The organism is Spirosoma endbachense (assembly GCF_010233585.1).
GTDB lineage: Bacteria > Bacteroidota > Bacteroidia > Cytophagales > Spirosomataceae > Spirosoma > Spirosoma endbachense.
On sequence record NZ_CP045997.1, the window covers coordinates 384,700 to 408,137 of the forward strand.

Annotated in this window: 16 protein-coding genes; 15 read left to right on the forward strand and 1 reads right to left on the reverse strand. The window is 49.9% G+C overall.

The annotated features are described in order from the left end of the window. Positions 1-300: 300 nt before the first annotated feature. Entirely contained in the window at positions 301-3,120 is a 2,820-nt protein-coding gene (locus GJR95_RS01465) for a M14 family metallopeptidase (RefSeq protein ID WP_162384194.1), read from the reverse strand. Positions 3,121-3,583: 463 nt separating this feature from the next. Here GJR95_RS01465 and GJR95_RS01470 point away from each other — a divergent pair, with 463 nt between their 5' ends. From GJR95_RS01470 to GJR95_RS01540, 15 genes are all read left to right on the forward strand, one after another. Further along, on the forward strand, positions 3,584-5,242 hold the full coding sequence (locus GJR95_RS01470) for a TldD/PmbA family protein (protein WP_162384195.1): 1,659 nt from the start codon (positions 3,584-3,586) through the stop codon (positions 5,240-5,242). A 125-nt stretch (positions 5,243-5,367) separates the two neighbouring features. Beyond that, positions 5,368-6,729 carry a TldD/PmbA family protein gene (locus GJR95_RS01475; RefSeq protein ID WP_162384196.1) on the forward strand — a complete coding sequence of 454 codons (1,362 nt, stop codon included), beginning with the start codon at positions 5,368-5,370 and terminating at the stop codon, positions 6,727-6,729. A gap of 118 nt (positions 6,730-6,847) precedes the next feature. Next, positions 6,848-8,455 carry a TldD/PmbA family protein gene (locus GJR95_RS01480; RefSeq protein WP_174260178.1) on the forward strand — a complete coding sequence of 536 codons (1,608 nt, stop codon included), beginning with the start codon at positions 6,848-6,850 and terminating at the stop codon, positions 8,453-8,455. Positions 8,456-8,536: 81 nt separating this feature from the next. Next, positions 8,537-9,901: a TldD/PmbA family protein gene (locus GJR95_RS01485; RefSeq protein ID WP_162384198.1), complete on the forward strand. Its 1,365-nt coding sequence runs from the start codon at positions 8,537-8,539 to the stop codon at positions 9,899-9,901. A 113-nt stretch (positions 9,902-10,014) separates the two neighbouring features. Next, a complete protein-coding gene (locus tag GJR95_RS01490) occupies positions 10,015-11,655 on the forward strand; it encodes a TldD/PmbA family protein (protein ID WP_162384199.1) in 1,641 nt (546 codons plus the stop codon). 78 nt (positions 11,656-11,733) lie between these two features. Beyond that, on the forward strand, positions 11,734-13,071 hold the full coding sequence (locus GJR95_RS01495; RefSeq protein ID WP_162384200.1) for a TldD/PmbA family protein: 1,338 nt from the start codon (positions 11,734-11,736) through the stop codon (positions 13,069-13,071). A 280-nt stretch (positions 13,072-13,351) separates the two neighbouring features. Further along, positions 13,352-13,969, forward strand: coding sequence for a DUF4159 domain-containing protein (locus GJR95_RS01500; protein WP_162384201.1), 618 nt, complete (start codon positions 13,352-13,354; stop codon positions 13,967-13,969). Positions 13,970-14,083: 114 nt separating this feature from the next. Continuing rightward, complete coding sequence (locus GJR95_RS01505) at positions 14,084-15,067, forward strand: AAA family ATPase (RefSeq protein ID WP_162384202.1); 984 nt, start codon at positions 14,084-14,086, stop codon at positions 15,065-15,067. A 99-nt stretch (positions 15,068-15,166) separates the two neighbouring features. Continuing rightward, positions 15,167-16,033 (forward strand): DUF58 domain-containing protein, encoded by an 867-nt coding sequence (locus tag GJR95_RS01510; protein WP_162384203.1) that lies wholly within the window; start codon positions 15,167-15,169, stop codon positions 16,031-16,033. Between the two features lie 83 nt (positions 16,034-16,116). Then, entirely contained in the window at positions 16,117-17,307 is a 1,191-nt protein-coding gene (locus GJR95_RS01515) for a BatA domain-containing protein (RefSeq protein ID WP_162384204.1), read from the forward strand. Beyond that, positions 17,304-19,556: a hypothetical protein gene (locus GJR95_RS01520; RefSeq protein ID WP_162384205.1), complete on the forward strand. Its 2,253-nt coding sequence runs from the start codon at positions 17,304-17,306 to the stop codon at positions 19,554-19,556. Before GJR95_RS01515 ends, GJR95_RS01520 begins: the two co-directional genes overlap by 4 nt. Then, positions 19,553-21,181 carry a hypothetical protein gene (locus tag GJR95_RS01525; protein WP_162384206.1) on the forward strand — a complete coding sequence of 543 codons (1,629 nt, stop codon included), beginning with the start codon at positions 19,553-19,555 and terminating at the stop codon, positions 21,179-21,181. The genes GJR95_RS01520 and GJR95_RS01525 overlap by 4 nt, the downstream gene beginning before the upstream one ends. 34 nt (positions 21,182-21,215) lie before the next feature. Further along, a complete protein-coding gene (locus tag GJR95_RS01530) occupies positions 21,216-21,461 on the forward strand; it encodes a 4a-hydroxytetrahydrobiopterin dehydratase (protein WP_162384207.1) in 246 nt (81 codons plus the stop codon). Continuing rightward, on the forward strand, positions 21,455-22,018 hold the full coding sequence (locus GJR95_RS01535) for a hypothetical protein (RefSeq protein WP_162384208.1): 564 nt from the start codon (positions 21,455-21,457) through the stop codon (positions 22,016-22,018). Before GJR95_RS01530 ends, GJR95_RS01535 begins: the two co-directional genes overlap by 7 nt. Beyond that, positions 22,015-23,436 (forward strand): glycosyltransferase family 39 protein, encoded by a 1,422-nt coding sequence (locus tag GJR95_RS01540; protein WP_162384209.1) that lies wholly within the window; start codon positions 22,015-22,017, stop codon positions 23,434-23,436. The genes GJR95_RS01535 and GJR95_RS01540 overlap by 4 nt, the downstream gene beginning before the upstream one ends. The last annotated feature ends 2 nt before the right edge of the window (positions 23,437-23,438 follow it).

Genomic DNA, 23,438 nt, shown 5'->3' on the forward strand with positions numbered 1-23,438 from the left:
ATTGAACGGTACGATTTGTCCGGTATGTGGGCATGAAGAGACTCGGTGGCGACATTGTTCAAACTTCTGTACGGATGGCTATATCGAGGATTTCGATTATTCGGTTACCCTATTTCGAAGAGTTAGCTTAGTGTCTTGCCCGGAATGCAGGGGGACCAGTATCGAAGTCTGGTGCTCATCTTGTAGAGCCAATATATCAGGGATACAAGTTTCGGAAGATTCCTGGTGTTATGAAACAGAAACAGCCTGATTGACTCAATCAGGCTGTTTCATGTTAAAAACTAAATCAGATCGCTGCGATCATTGGGCAACCGAATTCGTATAAAGCTGATTGAACAGCAATTTGAAGGTGCCTTGAGCCTGAGCCCGGAATGTGATTTCGGGTCCAAATGCAAAGAGCTTGCCTGAGCCAACCGGTGCCATAAACGCGGCAACACCATCCTGTAAATAGGTCTGGCCCCATGCCCAGCCACTACGTAATGGCTTGTTGGTCGAGAACCAGGCCAGTGGTTTTACAGTGCCTTTGGCAATGGCATCGGGAGCTAGTTTGAATACAGGACTCGCGTCGAAGTAAACATCCGTCTGAGTAGGCATACCCCAGGTCGCCTGTTGGGTTGAATCAAGCGTTACCCGTAAAATACTCCCTGGAATATAATATTTCTCAGCTGGCAGTGGTCGCTCCTGACCGCTGTTTGTCATCTCGATTAATGCATTTTTGACAGGAAGTCCCAGATGATAGGCAAGGTTTGTGCTGCTGCCGATCGTTACGACATTACCACCTGCTTCCAGGAATTTCTTCAGCTGAGGAATTGACTTATCAGCAGTAATTTTGCCGAGCCACGGACGATATTCGGCAGGCAGCTCTTCTGCTTTGGGCTCCCTTCCCTGGAATCCTTCGCCTTCGCCACGACTACCAACACCCGCATTACCAAGACCGGGAATGGCACGCGTAACAAACACAATTACGTCGTACTTTTTCCGGAGATCGCCCGCGTCGATGTCCTGCGCATAAATAAGACTTATGGGGAAATGATATTGTTCCATCACCCATCGAACCCAACCCGAAGGCATCGAACCGCCGTAGGTATCCCATAAAGCGATGCGCATCGGCGACACTTTAACCAGGGCACCAGCCGGACGCTTGGCTATGCTGATCACGTCAAGTCCGAGGTCTTTCGACGATTTTTCCAGGGCCGTTTTAGCTTTGGCCGATGATGGAATAAAGAAAGATCCTGACTCTACATTTGCTTTACCGGTAACGCCCGAAGGCAGACGGTAAACCTCTACGCCCGATTTTAGCAGGTCATTGACCGCAATGAACGCATTATTCGCCCGTGCATTCAGGACATAGCCAGCTCCCGACGCAGGGTCCAGATGACCCGTTGGGGACTGGAGTTCACCGTAGGGCAGTTTCTTGAACGGACCATCGAAAGCGTCGAGAATACGATCAAACTGAACGTTCATCTGGTAGGCCAGTGTCCAGCCAGCTGCATCGTAAGGACGGATCGGTGGACCCCCCGGATACGGAAAATCGTTCGGGTGATCCTGTGGCTCAAACATGTCGATCACGTGTGGGCGGAAAGCCTGATCGGTTTTAACAACATACGAACCAGCCGGATATTTTTTGCCTGCAACGGTGAATTCAGCCGTTGCCTGCTGAATCTGGATGCCTGTCTTGATCAGTGCGTTGACAAACTTAACGGCTGTTGCCATATCGGTCTGGCTAGCCGGGATAATGAAACCACGGGGATCGCGCAACTGAGGATCTTTCAGGACCGCATCGAAATATTTAACCGGAATACCACCACCTCGTGGGTTTCCACTGGCCGATTCGGAGGCTGCGGCACCTGTGCGCCCAGCCGAATCAGGTTTCGCTTTTCTCAGATCAGCCTGATAGGCTTGCGTAATGGCCTCTGCACGTTTGGGTGAAAGTGTCCAGTAATCGCTGGTACCACGGTCAATCGAGTTTTTGCCCATCTTGTAGATGTTATACAGAAGCTCATCGCGGTGCCTTGCTGCATAATCGAGCGTAGCGTAGTTGAGTGAAAGCGAATAGTCAATCGATTGCTTGAAGTGCCACTTCTGCGGAGTTACCGGGAAGGGTGTGTTTCCATTCGGAATCAGACGCTGTGGAACAAGGGGAACCGTTTCGGGTGTCGGGTTACCAATAATCTCGGTTAGCAAGCCGATCATATTATGGAAGTGAGTGGTGGTGCGCAATCCGCCATTATACCAGGTCGAGAAAACGGACCCCCCTAAACGCGTAAAGCCAGGCTTGTTCTCAGCATTGAGTCGGTTGATCATCGCAGCTCCCAACGCGTCGATACCCGTAATCATCAGCGGGTCGAACACATAGTTGAACGGATCGCGGTAAGGTGGGCCTGCCAGTACAGAACCAGCCGGGCCACGCTGGTGGTGATTGTACATGATCTGCGGAATCCACTCAACAAACAATTGACGGCCGATATTCTGCGATTCTTTCATGTTCATGATAAAAAAATCGCGGTTGTTATCGTGGCCAACGTATTTCTGATACAACCGGGGTAAATTTTCCAATGACCGTTTTTCCGGCTTGGGTTCACGCATATACCAGTTACTGACAATTTCCTGCCCATCCGGATTGGCGTGGGTCATCAGAATAACGACATTGTCCAGAATACGGAGCGTTTCGGGATCTTTGCGACTCACTAACTGCCAGGCCGTTTCGATGAGTTGATGCGTACCAACCGTTTCGGTAGCATGAAGGCCCCCATCGATCCAGACGATCGCTTTGCCTTCCATGGACATAGCCCTGGCCTGCTCTTCAGTAAGTCCTTCGGCTCGGGCCAGTTTCTGAGAAATTTCCTTATAACGGTCGAGTTTTTTAATGTTTTCCGGTGAGGAAACGATCAGCATGAATTGGTGACGGCCTTCTTCCGTCAATCCAATGTCGACCATTTTGGTGCGATCAGAGGTAGCCAGTTTTTTAAAATAGGCTTCAGTTTGCGTGTACGTAGCAAGTTGGTAATCGTCGCCGATATTAAAACCAAAATGCTCTTTGGGTGATGGAAGTGTCTGTGACCATCCGCTGGTTTGAACCATCAGCAGGAAAATGGCCGCTAATCGGAAAACTTTGAACATGATAAATTGAGTTAGTTTAGGGTAATGCATAAAAAGAGGTTGCCGATGTTTGGTCAGAATAGATACCGCCCTAATATTCTGCGGAACGTTACCGCATTACGTCGTATATATTCTCCTGAAAATCCAAAAATCAGTAGTTTGTGCAAAATCCCTCATAAACTTAAAGAAGAAAGTGGCATAAATTTCATCGGGAATGGGATAAGATACAGAAAAAAAATAGGTGCTCAGAATGCGCGTATGTATTGCTTTTTTCAAAAGAATATAAATGGTCGCTGGATATAGCAAGTTTCTGGTATAAAGTGTACTAGTGCCAATGAAAATTTGGTAATTCTCTCACCGTTCATCATAAAAGTTTGGTCGCTCATTGTTCGGATGGCCATTTTTGGCCATATTCGCGCTTCTCAAAACCAATAAGTTTAACCTACTAAGGCTTATTAACTAAGTAAAATACTTAATTCATCACATGAAAAGAAGAGATTTCATCCACTTGTCTGGCATGGGCATGGGGGCGTTACTGACAGCGGGTATCCCGGCAACCGGTATTCCGGTTCTGGGAAATTCAGTGGTGCCTGAGTACCTGCTCGAGCCCGGTGTGGATGTAGCAACCAAAAAACGCTTTGCCGACATTGCGCTGAATGCCGCAAAAAGCAAAGGTGCTACCTACACCGACGTTCGCATCGGAAGGTACCTGCAACAGTTCATGTTCACCCGCGAAATGAAGGTGCAGAACATTGTCAACGCTGAATCCTATGGAGTAGGTATTCGCGTGATCGCCAACGGAACCTGGGGATTTGCCGCGACCAGCAACGTTACGCCCGACGCCATCGCCCGTTGTGCGGAAACAGCCGTAGCCATCGCTAAGGCTAACTCGAAGTTCCAGACTGAGCCGGTTGTACTGGCTCCCCAAAAAGGAGTCGGTGACGTAACCTGGAAAACACCCATTACAAAAAATGCTTTCGAAATTCCGGTTCAGCAGAAAATAGAACTGCTGATGAAAGTAAACAGCGAGGCCATGAAAAACGGAGCAGGCTTCGTTACCTCCAATCTCTTTTTCGTCAACGAACAAAAGTATTTTGCCTCGACTGACGGCACCTATGCCGATCAGGACATTCACCGTGTCTGGCCAACCTTTACGGTTACGGCTGTCGATAAAGCTGCGGGTAAATTTAAAACCCGCGATGCGCTCAGCTCACCAATGGGCATGGGCTATGAATACCTCGACGGACTGGCGTCCGAAAAAATAGCAGCTCCAAATGGTCTCGTTGGCTATCGTAATTCATACGATATGGTCGAGGATGCCATTCTGGCGGCTAAACAGGCTAAGGAAAAACTGACCGCAAAAACAGTTCAGCCGGGCAAATATGATCTTGTCCTCGATCCAAACCACCTCGGGCTGACCATTCACGAGTCGGTGGGTCACCCGACCGAACTCGACCGTGTATTGGGCTACGAAGCAAATTATGCCGGTACGTCCTTTGCTACCCTGGATAAATGGAAAACCAAAAAATTCAACTACGGGAGTAAACTGGTTAACATCGTAGCCGACAAATTACAGCCCCATTCACTGGGTAAGGTTGGTTACGACGACGAAGGAGTGCCCAGTAAAGAGTGGGATCTGATTAAAGACGGTATTCTGGTCAATTACCAGGCCATTCGCGATCAGGCCGCTATTCTGGGTGAAAAAGAATCGAATGGCTGCTGTTATGCCGATAACTGGGACTCTGTGCAGTTTCAGCGGATGCCGAACGTATCCTTAAAACATGGGAATGAAAAACGTTCGGTTTTCGACATGATCAAAGGGGTCGATAAAGGCATTTACATCATTGGTCGTGGATCTTATTCCATTGATCAGCAGCGCTATAATTTCCAGTTCGGTGGTCAGCTGTTCTACGAAATCAAGAATGGCGAATTAGTGGGCATGCTCGACGACGTTGCGTACCAGTCGAATACGCAGGAATTCTGGAACTCCTGTGCACAGCTTTGCGACAAAGACGACTACCGCATGTTCGGTTCTTTCTTCGATGGGAAAGGGCAGCCCTCTCAGGTGAGTGCTGTTTCGCACGGCAGTGCAACGACGCGCTTTAATGGTGTCAACGTGATCAATACCGGACGGAAAATCTAATACAGTTTACAATAGTTCGCCAGAGCGGTTTTCAGTTCGTACGTAATAACTACGAAAACCGACTCGTGTTTGCGCTGAAAACATGCCCCTGACAACTAGTAAACTCAAAAACGGAACCTTTTTTTATGGCTATTTTAACCAAAGACGAAGCCAAAAAAATAATTGATAAAGTGCTGTCTTACTCGAAGGCAGATGAGTTGAGTGCCAATCTGACTGGAGGTCGTATCGGAAACATTCGGTATGCCCGCAACGCCGTATCGACCAGTGGCGAAGGTACCAATCTGTCGTTGAGCGTAACGGCGGCTTTTGGCAAGCGTAGCGGTACCGCCACCATCAACGAGTTCGACGATGCGTCGCTGGAGAAAACCGTTCGGCGAGCCGAGGAAATTGCCCGACTCGCTCCGGAAAATCCAGAGTACATGCCCATGTTAGGGCCTCAGACGTATCTGGCAGCTGATCCCTATTCCCAAAACACCGCTAACATTGACCCGGCCTATCGCTCTCAGGCAACATTCGACAGCATCGACCCCTGCCGGAAAAAGAATCTGACGGCTGCGGGTTATATGGAGGATACGACACGTTTCACGGCAATAGGCAACACCAAAGGCCTATCGGCCTACAATCGGGAGACATCCGTTGAATTTTCAATTACGGTGCGCACTGCCGATGGAACAGGTTCGGGCTATTCAACCCGCGACGTAACTGACGTGTCGAAATTAAGCACGAAAGACGCAACCGAGATCGCCATGCAGAAAGCCATGGCTTCAACCAATGCACGGGCACTGGAGCCGGGCAAATACACGGTCATTCTGGAACCAGCCGCGCTTCTGGCCAATGTTGATGCGTCGCTCATGGCCGCCATGATGAATTCGCTGGATGCTCGTAATGCCGAAGAAGGCCGCAGTTTTCTCAGTAAAAAAGGCGGAGGTACGCGACTGGGCGAAAAGTTATTCGATGAGCGCGTAACCATCTACTCCGATCCGACAAACGCCGAAGTACCTGCTGCTGCGTTTGGTGGTGGTGGCGGTCGCTTTGGTGGGGGTGGGAGCGACGGTCGTCCGCAGGAAAAAGTAACCTGGATCGAAAAAGGCGTAGTTAAGAATCTGTCCTATTCGCGGTACTGGGCCGATAAAAAAGGCGTAAAGGCGATTCCTCCTCCAGCCAATTTTATCATGGCAGGTGGTACCGAATCGCTGGCGGATATGATCAAAAGCACCGAAAAAGGGATTCTTGTCACTCGCTTCTGGTATATCCGTGCCGTTGACCCACAGACGCTTCTTTATACGGGCTTAACCCGTGATGGAACGTTCTATATTGAAAATGGGCAGATTAAGTTTCCGGTCAAAAACTTCCGCTTTAACGAAAGCCCCATTATTATGCTCAATAATCTGGAGTCGCTGGGCAAGCCAGTCCGCCTGGCTGGGAATCTGATCCCGCCATTAAAAATCAGAGATTTTACCTTCACCAGTTTGTCGGATGCTGTGTAAAAATTTATGGTTTACCCCGCATCCGTCGCAACGGCTTGCTGATCACCGTAAACTATAGACCGAACATCATAAACTAAAAACTACCTTGAATCGTCGCGATTTTAACCAATTACTAGCCATGGGCTCAGCTGGGATGCTGATGCCTAACCTGCCCGCTTTTTCCCGGACTGTCTCTCCCGAAGTCCTGATGGAGCCAGGCATGGATGTATCGATCAAAAAGCGCCTGGCTGATGCGGCCCTGAATGCCGCTAAATCGAAAGGAGCTACCTATGCGGATGTCCGCATTGGCCGCTATCTCAATCAATTCGTTCTCACCCGCGAAAACAAAGTACAGGGAATTATCAACGCCGAATCGTTCGGGGTTGGTGTTCGGGTTATTGCCAATGGCTGCTGGGGTTTTGCGTCCGTAGGCGATGCCCGCGACGAAGCCGTTGTGGCCAGAGCCGCCGAAACCGCCGTGACGATTGCCAAAGCAAATGCCCGGCTGCTGACTGAACCCGTGCAATTAGCACCCCAGAAAGGCTACGGCGAAGTAAGCTGGAAAGCGCCCATTAAGCGAAGTGCTTTTGAGGTTCCGGCCAAAGAAAAGGTCGATTTGTTATTGGCGGCTAACGCAGCGGCCATGCAAAATGGCGCGAACTTCGTCAATAACGTGTTGTTTCAGGTGAACGAACAAAAGTATTTTGCTTCGACCGATGGCACCTACGCCGATCAGGACATTCACCGGATTGGACCGAGTTTCACCGTAACGGCCGTTGATCCCCAAAACGGAAAGTTCTCTACCCGTAACTCGTTGAGTTCGCCAATGGGTATGGGTTATGAGTACCTTCAGGTCAATCCGGGCGACAAGCTGGCCGGTGTTACAACCCGCTACAATAAGGGATACGATTTACTGGAAGATATTACTATAGCCGCCAAACAGGCGAAAGAAAAATTGTCGGCTAAGTCGGTAGAGGCCGGGAAGTATGACCTTGTTCTTGACCCCTCCCACCTGTGGCTGACCATTCACGAATCGGTGGGTCACCCGCTCGAACTCGACCGCGTGCTGGGCTATGAAGCCAATTTTGCCGGTACCTCGTTTGCTACTCTGGATAAGTGGCAGGCGAAGAACTTCAACTATGGTAGCAAAGCGGTAAACTTCGTGGCCGACAAAACACAGGTCGGTTCATTAGGTGCTGTTGGCTGGGACGATGAAGGCGTTAAGACCAAGAAATGGGATTTAGTCAAAGATGGTATCCTGGTGAATTACCAGGCCATTCGTGATCAGGTTCATATCATCGGTGAGAAAGAATCGCAGGGGTGCTGCTATGCCGATAACTGGAGTTCGGTACAGTTCCAGCGCATGGCCAATGTGTCGCTGGAGGCTGGTAAAACGCCCTTGTCCGTGGATGAAATGATCAAAGATGTGAAAAAAGGCATCTACATCATTGGGGATGGCTCGTTTTCGATTGATCAGCAACGCTACAACTTCCAGTTTGGCGGACAGCTGTTCTACGAAATCAAAGATGGTCAGATTGTCGGTATGTTGAAAGATGTGGCCTACCAGGCTAATACCCGTGAGTTCTGGAACTCCTGCGTCGCTGTCTGCGATGAGCGCGATTACCGGCTAGGGGGGGCTTTCAACGATGGGAAAGGCCAGCCTTCACAATCCAGCGCGGTATCGCACGGAAGTTCGACCGCTCGCTTCAACGGGGTCAACGTGATCAATACTGCCCGGAAAATCTAAAAACAAGTTGCGGCTGGCTGACACTGCAAAAGGTACACCAACCAGCCGCAAACTATAAACCTAAAACGACAAACTAAATAAATGGCTATTTTAACTAAAGACGAAGCCAAACGAATCATTGATAAGGTTTTGGGCTATTCAAAAGCCGATGAAACCAGTGTTAGCCTGAATGGTGGTCGGACCGGTAATATTCGGTATGCGCGTAACTCCGTTTCGACCAGTGGCGAAACGGACAATTTAGCGCTGGCGGTTACAGCCGTATTCGGCAAGCGCAGCGGTACCGCGACGATCAACGAGTTCGACGACGCGTCGCTGGAGAAAACCGTTCGGCGGGCTGAAGAAATTGCCCGCTTAGCTCCCGAAAACCCGGAGTATATGTCTATGCTTGGGCCGCAGAAATACCTGGAAACAAGTACGTATGCAGAAAGCACGGCCAAAATTGACCCGGAATTTCGTGCTCAGGCTGCGTTCAATAGCATCGATCCATGCCGTCAGAAGAACCTGACCGCTGCGGGCTACATGGAAGATACAACAGGATTTACAGCCATTGGCAACAGCAAGGGTTTATTCGGCTATAACCGGTCAACGGGTGTTGATTTCTCCATTACCGTTCGGACTGCTGACGGACTGGGATCTGGTTATGCCAATCCCGACGTAAACGACGTCAGCAAACTAAACACGAAGTCTACCACGGAAATCGCCATGCAGAAAGCATTGGCATCGGCCAGTGCCCGAGCGCTGGAGCCGGGTAAATACACGGTTATTCTGGAACCAACGGCTTCGGTTGAATTGCTGCAAAATATGATGCGTAGCATGGATGCCCGTAGTGCCGACGAAGGCCGTAGCTTTCTGGGCAAAAAAGGGGGAGGTACCCGTCTGGGCGAAAAGCTGTTCGATGAACGGGTTACTATTATTACCGATCCGATGAATGCCGATCTGCCGCTCGCTCCATTTGGTGGTGGTGGCGGAGGAGGTGGCGGTGGCCGCTTTGGTGGTGGCGGAGGTGGCGAAGGCGTACCTCAGGAAAAGATCACCTGGATCGAGAATGGCGTTGTCAAGAACATGTTCTACTCGCGATTCTGGGCGGATAAGAAGGGCGTTAAAGCCGTTCCACCACCATCCGGTTTCATTGTTCAGGGTGGTACGCAGTCACTGGCCGATTTGATCAAAAGTACGGATAAGGGCATTCTTGTCACGCGCTTCTGGTACATCCGCGCTGTTGATCCACAGACCCAGTTATACACGGGCCTTACCCGCGACGGGACGTTTTATATTGAAAATGGGCAGATTAAGTTTCCGGTCAAGAATTTCCGGTTCAACGAAAGCCCGGTTATTATGCTCAATAACCTCGAAGCACTCGGCAAACCGGTTCGGGCGGGTGGCAACCTGATTCCGCCGATGAAGATCAGGGACTTCACCTTCACGAGCTTGTCGGACGCTGTTTAGCCTGCCCGGTTCTGGTCTGTGGTTCATGCGGTAAGGTCAGCAAAGACCCTATGCATGAACTACAGACCAGAAACAACGAACTAAGAATCGCAAACTAAAAACCATAACTTATTTTGAACCGCCGAAACTTTAATCAATTGATGGGTATGGGGGCAACCGGGATATTGCTTCCCAATTTGCCTGCTTTTTCCCGTACCGTTAGCCCTGAAGCTTTACTGGAGCCGGGGGTAGATGTTGCCACGAAAAAGCGCCTGGCCGATGCAGCATTGAACGCGGCCAAAAGCAAAGGGGCCACGTATACAGATGTCAGGATTGGTCGTTACCTGAATCAATTCGTGATTACGCGTGAGGATAAAGTTCAGAATATCGTAAACACAGAGTCTTATGGTGTTGGCGTTCGTGTCATTGCCGATGGTTGCTGGGGTTTTGCTGCCGTAGTCGATGCCAAGAGCGAAGCAGATACGGCCAAAGCCGCTGAAAAAGCCGTTGCTATCGCGAAGGCAAATGCCAGATTGATGAAACAACCCGTTCAACTGGCTCCCCAGAAAGGCTATGGTGAAGTGAGCTGGAAAGCGCCGATTCAGAAAAATGCGTTCGAGGTCCCGATTAAAGAAAAGGTTGACCTGTTGTTATCCGTAAACGACGCTGCTCTCAAAAACGGCGCAAACTATGTGAATTCAGTGCTGTTCATGGTCAATGAGCAAAAGTATTTTGCCTCGACCGATGGCACTTTTGCCGATCAGGATGTTCACCGGTTATGGCCAATATTCAACGTAACAGCTATTGACCCCAAGACGGGTAAGTTCGAAACGCGCAACGCGCTGAGTGCGCCGGTCGGCATGGGCTACGAATACCTGCAAGCCAATCCTTCGGATAAAGTGACGGGTGTTACTACACGTTACAATAAGGGGTATGACATGCTGGAAGATGCGACCGCTGCCGCCAAACAGGCGCGGGCGAAACACAGCGCCAAATCCGTTGAAGCCGGGAAATACGATCTGGTACTTGACCCCTCCCACCTGTGGCTGACCATTCACGAATCGGTGGGTCACCCGCTCGAACTCGACCGAGTACTGGGCTATGAAGCCAATTTTGCCGGTACGTCCTTTGCTACCCTGGATAAGTGGAAAACCAAGAACTTCAACTATGGCAGCAAGCAGGTCAACCTCTTTGCTGATAAATTACAGGTTGGTTCATTAGGTGCTGTTGGCTGGGATGACGAAGGCGTTAAGACCAAACAGTGGGATCTGGTGAAAGCGGGAACCCTGGTGAACTATCAGGCCATTCGTGATCAGGTGCACATCATCGGCGAAAACGAATCGCAGGGGTGCTGCTATGCCGATAACTGGGGCTCTGTCCAGTTCCAGCGCATGGCCAATGTGTCGTTGGCCGCTGGAAAAACACCCCTGTCGGTGCAGGATATGATTAAAGATGTGAAAAAAGGCATCTACATCATTGGGGATGGCTCGTTTTCGATTGATCAGCAACGCTACAATTTCCAGTTTGGCGGACAGCTGTTCTACGAAATCAAAGATGGTCAGATTGCTGGCATGCTGAAAGATGTGGCCTATCAATCCAACACGCAGGAATTCTGGAACTCCTGTGTCGCTGTCTGCGATGAGCGTGATTATAGACTAGGGGGCTCGTTTTTCGATGGCAAAGGGCAACCACCGCAATCCAGCGCGGTATCGCACGGAAGTTCGACCGCCCGCTTCAACGGGGTCAACGTGATCAATACTGCCCGGAAAATCTAAAAGCCCTCCGCTTCCAGTTTTCAGTTCATTGACGAGTCATCCAATTGAAAACTGGAAGCGTATAAACACGACACTTTTATGGCAACCATACTCACCGAAGCAGAAGCGAAAGCGCTGCTGACAAAAGTTTTAAGTTATTCGAAAGCAGACGAGTGTGAGGTCAATATTCTCGGCGAAGAACGGGGAAATCTTCGCTATGCTCGTAATGAAGTCTCCACGAGTGGTTCATTAACCACTCAGAATTTACAGGTCCAGTCGGCATTTGGTAAAAAAGTCGGCGTTGCTACGATTGATGAATTTGATGATGCATCGCTGGAGAAGGTTGTACGACGGGCAGAGGAACTGGCCCGGCTGGCTCCCGAAAACACCGAACACGTTGGTGTGCTGAGCCCTCAGCAGTACCTGAAATCCAACGGTTATGTTGACGCTACGGCTACTATTACACCCGACATTCGGGCAGAGGCTGTTGCAAAAAGCCTGCAATTGGCGCGCGACCAAAAACTCACTGCCGCTGGTTTTTTGCAGGATAATCATGGCTACAGGGCTATGATGAACTCCAAAGGGTTATTCGCCTATTACCCCAGTTCAAACGTTAATTTCTCTCTGACCGTTCGTACTGACGATGGGAAAGGATCGGGTTATGTGGCGCGGGGTTACAATGATTTTACGAAGCTGGATACCGTTGCAGCAACGCGGATTGCGATCCAGAAAGCACAGGGTTCTGCCGAAGCACGGGCTATTGAGCCGGGCAAATACACGGTTATTCTGGAGCCAACAGCTGCCGTCGTACTATTGGAAAACATCTATTTTAATCTGGATGCCCGTAGTGCCGATGAGGGCCGGTCTTACTTCAGTAAAACGGGCGGTAAATCACGGCTGGGTGATAAAATTGTTGATGAGCGCGTAACCATCTATACCGATCCGACAAATGCGGAACTTCCTTCGTCGCCCTGGTCGGGTGATGGGCGTCCGCAGGAAAAAACGATGTGGATTGAGAAGGGCATTGTCAAAAATCTGACCTATTCGCGGTTTTGGGCACAGAAGACGGGTAAAAAAGCCGTCCCTAACCCAACGAACGTAATCATGATGGGGGGTAATGCGTCGCTGGAGGAAATGATCAAGACGACCCAGCGCGGCATTCTGGTTACCAAACTCTGGTATATCCGCGAAGTTGATCCGCAAACCATTCTCCTGACGGGCCTCACCCGCGATGGGACGTTTTATATCGAAGACGGTAAGATCAAGTATCCGGTCAAAAACTTCCGCTTTAACGAAAGTCCCATCATTATGCTCAATAACCTGGAATCCCTGGGCAAGCCGGAACGGGTAGTCAGCACGGAAACGGATCAGAATTATCTGGTGCCGCCGATGAAAATTCGCGAATTTACCTTCACGAGTTTATCGGATGCGGTGTAGGAATATTTTGATTTTTGGCCTGGTTTCAGGTTTATAATTGGCTGTTTTTTGGATAGGATATAGAATAGTTTTGCTTTTTCGGCGGAGTTCGATTTTTACGCTCGACTCCACCGAAAAATTCGTAACTTCAACTGCTGAAAACTATAGTCCGTATTGCTTAAAAAATGTGTTACGGACTTGTTGGAAGCCAATAGATCATCGATCAGATGTAGAAAGGGTAGGGGTTAATCGCCCGGCTCGATTGATGATTTCTTAAAAAACACTTCGCAACGAACCTCTTTTGAAACCATTTATTTTCACCCGAATCCAATATACGTCCGGCGACTGGGATACCGACCAGCGAATGCCGTCCAATATACTGCACTCACTGGTGGAGTACACGACTATCCCGGTTGATCAGAAAGAGAAAGTAGTGCAGTTGAGCAGTCCTGACTTATTCAGGAGTCCGTTCTGTTACATGAGCGGTCATAAGCTGGTCGAGTTTTCAGTACAGGAGCGCGATCATTTCAAACGCTATGTTCAAAATGGGGGCTTCGTATTCGTAGACGACTGCAATCACGATATCGATGCGCTTTTTGCCCGATCATTCGAGCAGGAAATGGCCCGTACGTTCGGGCCGAAAGCATTACAGAAGATCCCGAACAACCATCCGCTCTACACCTGTTTTTTTAAGTTCGATGAAGGGCCTCCGACAACCTCATTTGAACTGAATGGCTGGGGCGATGATCTGGTGCATGATTACCTTAAGGCCATTATGATCAACGGTCGCATTGGTGTTCTCTACAGCAACAAAGATTATGGTTGTGAATGGGATTACGATTTTCGTAACAAGCGATTTCTGGCCGAGGATAACACAAAATTTGGTGTAAACATTATTACGTACGCGTTGACTGCCTGAGTTTATTTTTATGAATGACGAAGGATATATACTGTGTGCCTATTGCCTTTTGGTGTGGATCGTACAGCCCATAATCTTCATCATCCATTTTTCTATACAACCTGACTTAACGAATTGGAATCAACAGACTTAACCCGCTACAAAACGCTTGTGGCCCGCTTGCCACAGCTACGAAACGAAATCGGTAAAGTGATCATCGGACAACAGGAAGTCATCAGCGAAGTGCTGATCGCACTTTTGGCGGGCGGACACTGCCTGCTGGAAGGAGTGCCTGGGCTTGCTAAAACGCTGATGGTGAAAACAATGTCCGATGCGCTGGCAATGCGCTTCAAGCGTATTCAGTTTACGCCCGACCTCATGCCCGGCGATATTGTCGGTACCGAAATTCTGGAAGAAGACCACGAAACCGGCAAGAAATTCTTCCAGTTTAACAAAGGGCCGATCTTTGCCAATGTGGTGCTGGCCGATGAGATCAACCGGACACCGCCTAAAACGCAGGCGGCTATGCTGGAAGCGATGCAGGAGTATAAGGTCACCTACGGCGGTAACGATTATGCGTTGCCCCGGCCATTTCTCATCATTGCCACTCAGAACCCCATCGAACAGGCCGGGACCTATCCCTTGCCGGAAGCTCAGCTCGACCGTTTTCTGCTCTATATTAAACTTAGCTATCCGTCGGAACAGGAAGAACTTGTTGTGTTGAAAAGCACGACAGGTACGCAAAAGCCGGTGCTGCAAACGATTCTATCTGACGAAGATATTCTGAATCTGCAAAGCCTTACCCGACAGGTGCACATCAGTGAAGAACTGATCGAGTACATTAACCGGATCGTACGGGCGTCGCGCCCGCAGGATAGCCCATCGGCTTTTGTGAAGCAGTGGTGTGAATGGGGAGCGGGGCCACGTGCCGGACAGGCACTGGTATTGTGCGCAAAAGCCAGAGCTGTTCTCAGTGAGCGATTCTCCGTTATACCCGACGATATTCAAACGCTGGCCTATCCCGTATTGCGTCACCGGATAGCCCTGAATTTCCGCGCCGATGCGGAAGGCATCACGACGGACCGGGTGATTAAGGAGTTGCTGACGACTGTTAAATAACGATTCGGTTTACAGTTTTTGGCTTATGGTTGTCTATCACTACGTTGGCAGACCAAACCTGCTGAAACAGTAAGCCGAATACCGAAAACGAGAAGCAGTATGCCCCAACTAACGTCCGATCTGATTCGATTAAACAATCTCCAGCTGGCGAGTAAACTCGTCAGTGATGAAATGATGCTGGGTATTCAAACCAGCCGTCGGTCGGGTGTCGGAACCGAATTTGAGCAGTATCGTCACTACGAGCCGGGCGATGATCCGAAGCGAATCGACTGGAAGCTGTTTGCCCGCAGTGGTCACTATCTGGTGCGCGAGTCGGCAACGGAGAGCAACCAGCAAATTCGACTATTGCTGGATTTGTCGGGGTCGATGAACTACGCTGAAGCCGGGGTAAGCCGGTTACAATATGCCCAGATTCTGTTGGCCTCATTGGCTTATTTAGGGTATCGGCAGAACGATCAACTGAGTTTGTACGGGCTGCAAAATGGAGCCGTTCAGGCATTGGTGCCGACCGGAAAACAGGCATTCCTGAAAATTGTAGGAACGCTGGAAACGTCGGAGGCAGCCGGGCAATGGACCATCAAACAACCCTCATTTCCGGACTTTAGCCGGAAACAGGCCGAAATGCTGGTTCTGGTGTCTGACTTTTTACAGATTGGTGATGAGTGGATAAAACTCATCCAGAGTATAGCGGCCCCTCGCCGGGAGATCGTTATTTTCCAGATTCTGGGCGATCAGGAGCTTGATTTCAACCTGAGTGGGTTCTACCGGTTTCAGGACCTGGAAACGGGGAAAGAGATTGAGTTACAGGCCGATGCTGTTCGGGACACGGTTCGGCAGGCGGCTGCTGATTATTTAGCGAAACTGGACGTAGCCCTACGGATTCCGCACGTTCGGCTCATCCGTGTTCGATTGAGTGATCCGATTGGGCGAGTGTTAAGTGCGTTTCTGACCGGGAAGAACTTTTGATAAGGGATTCAGGACGTTGGCAATTGGCATTGATCCGTCAATGTCTTCTCTCCAATGTCCATTACCCAACATCTAATTGATAAATGGCATTCTTAGAACCGTTTTTGTTGTGGGGTGCGCTGGCGGTAGTAATTCCGGTCATCATCCATTTCTGGCACCAGAAAAAAGGGAAACCGCTGGCGTGGGCAGCTACCCAATGGCTCGTTGAAAAGAACCAGCAACAACAGCGTGGTCTGAAACTGGACAATATCCTGCTGCTGATACTTCGGTGCCTGTTATTGATCCTGTTGGCTGTTCTCCTAAGTCAGCCGGTATTGAACAGTCTGAAAAGTAAGGCCGATAGCCAGCCAATTCATCTGGTGCAGCCCAATGCGTTGGTTAGTACTAATTTTCGCTTCGAGCTGGAAGAGGCCAGCAAACGGGGAGAGAAGCTATACTGGATAAATGAAACCGCCGAGCCAGTCGATAAATTGACTGAATTGCCTGAACGAAAATCAGTTACACCGCTATTGCTTCAGGCTGCCATTGACAAACTACGTCGGGAAAATACCGAAGTACATCTGTATTTGCTGAACAATGAATCATTAGCAACTGTCCCGTCAATTTATGTGCCACCCCGGTTTCAGTTGCATACGCTTGTCGATTCAACCCGGCCACCGCGTGCTTATCTGGTGACAAAAGGCAGTCAGAAACTGTTTGTAGGTCAGGGAGGAAAGCTAACGAACAGCGCCGTGTTCGAGCCAGCCCAGAAGTTTCAGGCGGCTCCGGCTCATAGTGGCCAGTTGCGGGTATTGCTCGATTATCGAAGCCAGCGCGAACAGCAGACCGTTGAAGCGGCTCTCAAGGCACTGACTGATGTGTATGGCCTTGATTTTCTGATTGACCATAACCAGACGGGCACGACGCCCTATGAGTGGGTGCTGACGGATCGGATTAGTTCGAATCCATCGCCCCAAACGCTATACATCGTTTCGGGTAAGCCGGGCTATCCGATGGCACCCAATATTTGTTATACGGGCAATGCGTTGACAGCGCAAACCGATGAACGGGTAGCCAATGGGCAACTGCCCGAATGGTTAGGTGAGCAATTAATTCAGCATTACGGATTGCAGGTCAGTTCATTACCGTTGAGTCAGCAGGAGTTGAAGTCGTTGTTTGTCGTGGCAAACCGGCCCGACCGGAAACCACAGACATTGGTTCATAACGTAATCGTACTGCTTTTTGTCGTTCTACTGATTGGAGAACGATGGATGGCACTAACAAAGAACGCATGACAGATCCAAGACAAATTCTAACATCGGTCAGCAAGCAGCTGTACGCCAACGCCCTGCTACGGTGCCTGGTCCTTGGGGTATCGGCCTATATCCTCACGGCTACATTCACCAATTCGTTGCTACCCTCTTTACTGGCCGGATTTGCAGGACTTAGCCTTGGTATATTTTTGGGAAAACTGTATCAGGACAAGAAACCGCAAGCCATTCGATTGATCCATCAGACGGTTGGCGATACTGAATATAGTCTCCCGTTGTTGGATAAGTCGCAGCTCAATGTTGCCGAACAACTGCAACTGGAGCGACTCAGCGAGCGAATCCGCGAGGCCAAAATTCCGACGGTCATCTTCTCGCAACTCTGGGTTTATGGTCTTGTATTGCTGGCTGCTTTGGGTATTCGTTTTGGGTATCCATTGCTTCAACGGTCAGAGCCGGTACCACCCAAACAGGGCGAGACACAGGCAACGTTAATATCGGTCGAAAAGCCGGTTGCTCCATCCTTTAAGTCAGCCCAGCTGCACATTCAGCCACCATCCTATACGCGTCTGCCTGAGCGGACCTCTTCGGATCTAAATGCTGCCGCCATTAATGGATCAATGCTGACGTGGCGTATGCTTTTCAGCGATAACCGAAATCTCTCGGTTCGGCTGGTCAGTAATCGGGGAGTGGAAGTTCGGTTTAAGCCATCCTCGGCTGGGTTCATCTACCAGGACAAACTGATAAGTTCTGGCCTTTATGCGATTAAAGCCTATTGGTCCGGGATGGCGGGGAAAGATTCCTTAGTGTACCAATCTGACTTTTACCGGCTGGAAGCCCAACCGGATCTGGCGCCTAAAATTGTTCCTGAATCGAAAGAATTATACAGCTACCACTACCTGAAAGATCCGAAAGCAATTGGGCTGTCAGCGACAATATCCGATGATTTTAGTGTGAGCCAGGCGTTTATTGTGGCAACACTGGCACGGGGATCAGGCGAAAACGTGAAGTTTCGGGAAGTGAAAATGCCGTTGGACAAAACCAATTTCAAGGAGGCAAAACTGACGAAACAAATCGACCTGAAAGCGCTGAACTTTGCCCCCGGCGATGAACTCTATTATTACTGGGCTGCTTTCGATAACCGCCAGCCAGAACCAAATTTTACGAAGTCAGACACCTATTTCCTGGTTTATAAGGACACAACAAAAGCAGAAGAAGGGGAACTGGCGACGATGGCCGTGAATATAATGCCCGAATACTTCCGCAGCCAGCGACAAATCATTATTGACACTGAAAAGCTCATTGCGAAGCGCAAAACGCTGAGCGACAAGTCGGGTGCGACCATGGCTTTTAAGAGTTTATCGAACGAGATCGGTTTCGATCAGAAAGCCTTGCGGTTGCGCTATGGCCAGTTTCTGGGCGAAGAATTCGAGAAATCGATTGGTGGGGGTGGCCCTCCGCCTTTACCCACCAATAGCGATGGTGCTGTTGTAGCGGGCATGGCGGCCATTCAGGCCTACATGCATAAACACGATGAAGGGGAGGGTGAACAAACAGCTGCTCCCCAGCGCGAATCGCATACCCAGGACGATGGGCATAATCACGGTGGCGGTGGGCACACAGACGATGGTAAAGATCCGCTTGCCGCTTTGATGGAGCAATATGTTCACTCGCACGACGATGCCGAAACGAATACCTTCCATGAACAATCGACCCGGAGTTTGCTGAAAATGGCACTGGAACAGATGTGGCAGTCGGAGTTGCATTTGCGGTTATATGAACCCGAAAAGGCATTGCCCTTCGAGAAAAAAGCCTTGGAGTATCTGAAGTTGTCGCAGCAGAAAGCCCGGTCATTTGTGAAGAAAACCGGCTTCGATCCACCACCGATCAAAGAACTCGAAACACGGCTTACCGGCGAATTGAAGAATGTGAATGCCAGTACAACGCAGAAGCGTGTATATGATCAGCCACAGCTTGAGCTGCTGGTTGGTGAAGTGCTGGGTTTCCTGTCGCTGGAGCAACTTAGCCCATCACAGCGACAAACTGTTCAGCAGTTGGGCAACACACTCGCCGACCGGGTCGTCAACAGCGGTTTGCCGAACTGGTCGGTGCTGACGGGATTACAGAAACTCGCCGGTGGTAAAACACTGACCGATCCGGAGAAAAAACAACTAAAAACTAAACTCTATGACCTGGCGGGTACGTCGCTGCAAACCAGTCGATCCTATACCAGTGAACGAAAACTTGAACGGTCATTCTGGCACCATTTGCGATGATTTCTTTCCATTTTGACCGAACTGACTTACTTACCTGGCTTATCCTGGTACTGGTAGTCATCCTGCTGCTGGTTCAGGTTTGGCTCACCCTACGAAACGATTCGCTCACAACGCAACGGCGATCGGTTCGCCTGACCCTGAACGTACTGCTCTGGCTGGTTTTGCTTGGCTACGTTCTGCAACCAGTCTGGACCGTAACGGCCAGTTCAACGCATGCGCTGCTGGCTGGTGAAGATGTTCCGGGTACGTTTCGCCAGAAAATAAGTGATAGTCTGAAGGTACGGCAGGTCGTAACGGCCCGAACATTCAACAGCGAACGCTTTGATTCGGTGACCCTTGTAGGACAGGATTTCCCCCCCGAATTACTGAGCCGATTGAGTCGGCAGGTGGTTCGCTGGATTCCCTATTACGCACCTGATCAGATGCAGGCTGTTCGTTGGAAAAGCATTGTCCAGAAAGGAGAGATGCAGCAGGTTGTGGGGAGCCTTCAGTCGTCGCAAAAGCAACGCATCAAGCTCATGTATGGAGGCCGGACACTCGACAGTCTGAACCTCCCCAAAGGGTTTACGTCGTTTTCGCTTCAGTTTCCCGCGTTTACGTTAGGGCGAACGGAGGCCGAGCTGGTACTGGATCAGACTACGCTGGATACGATTCGGTTTTTTACCCGCCCCATGAAGTCGCTGACGTACCAGTTCATTCTGGGAACGCCCGATTTTGAGAGCAGAACCCTGGCCGATTGGCTGGGGAAAAACGGTAACTCGGTTCAGATTACCGCAACGCTCTCTAAAGATGTCAGTAACCAGCTAACGATCAATCGAGCGTCTAAGAAACCGGATGTGATCGTGACCGATCCAACCAATGCCGGTAATGTGGTGGTTAAGCGGGCAATTGCCGAAGGCAAATCAGTGCTATTCATTAACCTGACCAATCCGGAAGCCGATTGCCGCCTGATCAATAAAGCGCTTGGGAGTAATCTACAGGTTCGGAAAGTGTCGAACGAGCCATTGGTGCCGGTTTCGGAGGGACTGAATGCGTTGCCTTTTTCCATTGTCCCGACTGTTGCACAGGCCGTTATTCCTGGCTATCCGGTGGTTGTTCAGCAAGTGTCGGGCAAGGTTGGGGTTAGTTTACTGAATGAAACATTTCCGTTGAAACTGAGTGGCGATAGCCTTGCCTACAATCGGGTCTGGAACGCTATTCTGGCTCAACTTCAGCCCTCAGCGATCAACAGCGCCGACATTGAGGCTCCCGTTTTTGCCGGTTTCCGGGAGGCAGTTCATGTGAACAACGTACCAGCGCGGCCATCCATTATCCAACTGGGCAATGACACCGTTCAGATGTCCTATTCACCTATCAATCCGCTTTCGGCAGAAGGGAAATTTAAAATCAGCAAAGCTGGCTGGATGCCGGTACTGGATTCTCTGGCGACTTATGCCGAGGGGAACGGGTTGCCAGCCATCGCCCAAAGTCGACTGGTGCGGGCCTATGCCATGGCGCATGCGTTAGACCAGAGTGGACGAACTGCTGTATCAAGAGTGACCGAAAATCACCTGCCGGACTGGGTCTGGCTGGTAGTATTTATCGTCTGTCTGAGTGGTCTTTGGGTAGAGCCTAAACTTGGGTAGTACTCCCGTAGTTATATACCCAAACGAAACCCTTATGTGGCAGGAACAGGATAATCAACTTACGCGCAATTTCACTTTCGCCGACTTTTCGGAAGCATTTGCCTTCATGACCCGTGTGGCGCTCATTGCCGAAAAAATGGATCATCATCCGTGGTGGTCTAACGTCTATAATCAGGTTACGATCAAACTCTCAACGCATGATGCGGGTAACACCGTGACGGAGAAAGATCAAAAACTGGCTTCGGCAATTGATAAACTGATTGTTGGCGAAGTGTGGTAAATTTTTTTAGTCGGTTTTGGGTAAAGCAATCTGTCTACCTGATCGCGAGCGGGCTGGTGGTGTTGTTCATTTTGCTGTTACCTAAAAACAGCGCCTGGCTGAGTGGGCCAATTCAGATTTTTTACAATCAACGTCAGAAGCTGGGGCAAAAAACCGATCGTCAGAGCCGGGAACGGGCGGGCTATGGCAATGCCTATACATACACGATGCTTATCAAGCAGCAGTGTAAGCCGACCGATTATTTCCTGATTCCTCCCCAACGTTATCTCATTCGAAATGCCTATCGGCAGGGAGCCGCTGATGGTTTTGTCTGGATTTATCCCAGCGTTCTCTATTATCATCTGGGAAAAGCGGTTCATTTGCTGGAATTGACTGGCCCGGATACGTTACTACAGCGGGCAACCCATACGCTCTGGGTGCAGAATAAGCGGGTTACCTTACTCGCTCTTACGACCCAGAATCGGCCGTCGGTATTGACCGAATTTAGGAAATATGATCCCCGTTTTTTCGCGTACATCCCAAGTCAGGCCAGAAAATACTATTATTCCCGAAAATGAGCTTACCACTGGCTGTTGTAATCTGTACCCAATTTCTGATCGGTTTTGGCATCGCTACCCGCCTGAGAGCCGTTACTAATGGCTTGAGTCTGCTGGGGTTATCGATGCTGGCCGGACTGGGTGTGAGTTCAATAGCTCCATTTATGGTGCAGTTTATACACCTACCGATTACACTGGTGCCCGTTCTGGTCAGTTTGGGTATTTTGTCGCTTGTATCACTGTCGCTTCTCCGGGGGCAATGGCCTTATCTGAAAGCTGTTTTTGCCTGGAAACGGATATCGATCCGGCTCTATGAACTACCATTTCTCGGTTTCTGGGCTTATTTACTGGTCATTAGTGCCTGGAAATGTGCCTGGTTTCCAAACACCCCATTCGATACCATTGTTGGGCCTGATCTGGTCGCAACGTTTGCCGTTCGGGAGCAAACCCTGGTCTCCTCTGTGTTTACAGCGCATTTGCCGTCGGTATCTGTATTCAGCAACCAGCCCTTTTATGCGCCATTTACGGCCATGCAGCAGATTATCTACCGGCTGGCGGCTCTGGACTCTGGTCTATTCATGTTCGGGAAACTATGGCTTACTAGTCTGGTTATCAGTTTCGGTCTGTTTCTGTATGCCGAACTGAGAGAACGTATTCATCCTGTTTTGGCCGGAATACTGGTAACGCTGCTAGCCTGTACGCCCGAACTTTTTGCGTATACGTTTCTGGTACAGACAGATTGGGCCAATGCTGCGTTTTTTGCATCGGGTGTTATTTTGCTTCAGCGATATCTTGAATCGAATCGCGTGAATATATTGATCGCCAGTGGATTATTGCTGGCATTTGCCTGCTGGACACGGAGTGAAACGATTTTCTTCGCCCCAATCGGAGCAGTGGTCGTACTCTTGAAGGAATGGAAAACAAATCGGTTGAGAGCGGTTGGCTGGGCCTCGATATTCTCCATGCTATGCTTGATTCCAGTTCTTTTCTGGAATTATGGATTCCTGCGTGGGTATGTAGCGCTGCCATCCCATGTCAGCGTGGGCCAGATTCATGGCATCAGCGAAGGCTATCTCGACGAACTGGCCACTGTGTTTACGGGCATGAACAAGCAGGTTGTTTTCCACGCTGCCTACTGGAATTATGCTGTTCCAGTCTTTTTGGTAACCACCGGTTTGAACCTTGTCATTTTTCGGGACAGGCATGGCCTGATGGTATTGGCCTGGCTAATTGGCCTTTATCTGCTTTTTGGGTTCATCATTCAACACGTAGACGGTGCGAATATTGCCTATACATTCAGGCGGGGCTTTTTTAAGTTGCTGTTCCTGATGTATTTCTATCTGGGCACAACGACTTTATTGCGCTGGTTGTCCGTCTGGCTTTATCGATGGGAGGGGCGAACCACCGGTACGACTGCTGATGTAGCGCAACTATCCTGAGC

What these genes read in the sequence shown, in the direction of transcription:
- GJR95_RS01475 (WP_162384196.1), top strand. Translation starts at nt 5,368, where the DNA reads ATGGCTATTTTAACCAAAGACGAAGCCAAAAAAATAATTGATAAAGTG.
- GJR95_RS01470 (WP_162384195.1), top strand. Translation starts at nt 3,584, where the DNA reads ATGAAAAGAAGAGATTTCATCCACTTGTCTGGCATGGGCATGGGGGCG.
- GJR95_RS01465 (WP_162384194.1), bottom strand. Translation starts at nt 3,120, where the DNA reads ATGTTCAAAGTTTTCCGATTAGCGGCCATTTTCCTGCTGATGGTTCAA.
- GJR95_RS01520 (WP_162384205.1), top strand. Translation starts at nt 17,304, where the DNA reads ATGACAGATCCAAGACAAATTCTAACATCGGTCAGCAAGCAGCTGTAC.
- GJR95_RS01525 (WP_162384206.1), top strand. Translation starts at nt 19,553, where the DNA reads ATGATTTCTTTCCATTTTGACCGAACTGACTTACTTACCTGGCTTATC.
- GJR95_RS01510 (WP_162384203.1), top strand. Translation starts at nt 15,167, where the DNA reads ATGCCCCAACTAACGTCCGATCTGATTCGATTAAACAATCTCCAGCTG.
- GJR95_RS01485 (WP_162384198.1), top strand. Translation starts at nt 8,537, where the DNA reads ATGGCTATTTTAACTAAAGACGAAGCCAAACGAATCATTGATAAGGTT.
- GJR95_RS01515 (WP_162384204.1), top strand. Translation starts at nt 16,117, where the DNA reads ATGGCATTCTTAGAACCGTTTTTGTTGTGGGGTGCGCTGGCGGTAGTA.
- GJR95_RS01495 (WP_162384200.1), top strand. Translation starts at nt 11,734, where the DNA reads ATGGCAACCATACTCACCGAAGCAGAAGCGAAAGCGCTGCTGACAAAA.
- GJR95_RS01540 (WP_162384209.1), top strand. Translation starts at nt 22,015, where the DNA reads ATGAGCTTACCACTGGCTGTTGTAATCTGTACCCAATTTCTGATCGGT.
- GJR95_RS01480 (WP_174260178.1), top strand. Translation starts at nt 6,848, where the DNA reads ATGGGCTCAGCTGGGATGCTGATGCCTAACCTGCCCGCTTTTTCCCGG.
- GJR95_RS01530 (WP_162384207.1), top strand. Translation starts at nt 21,216, where the DNA reads ATGTGGCAGGAACAGGATAATCAACTTACGCGCAATTTCACTTTCGCC.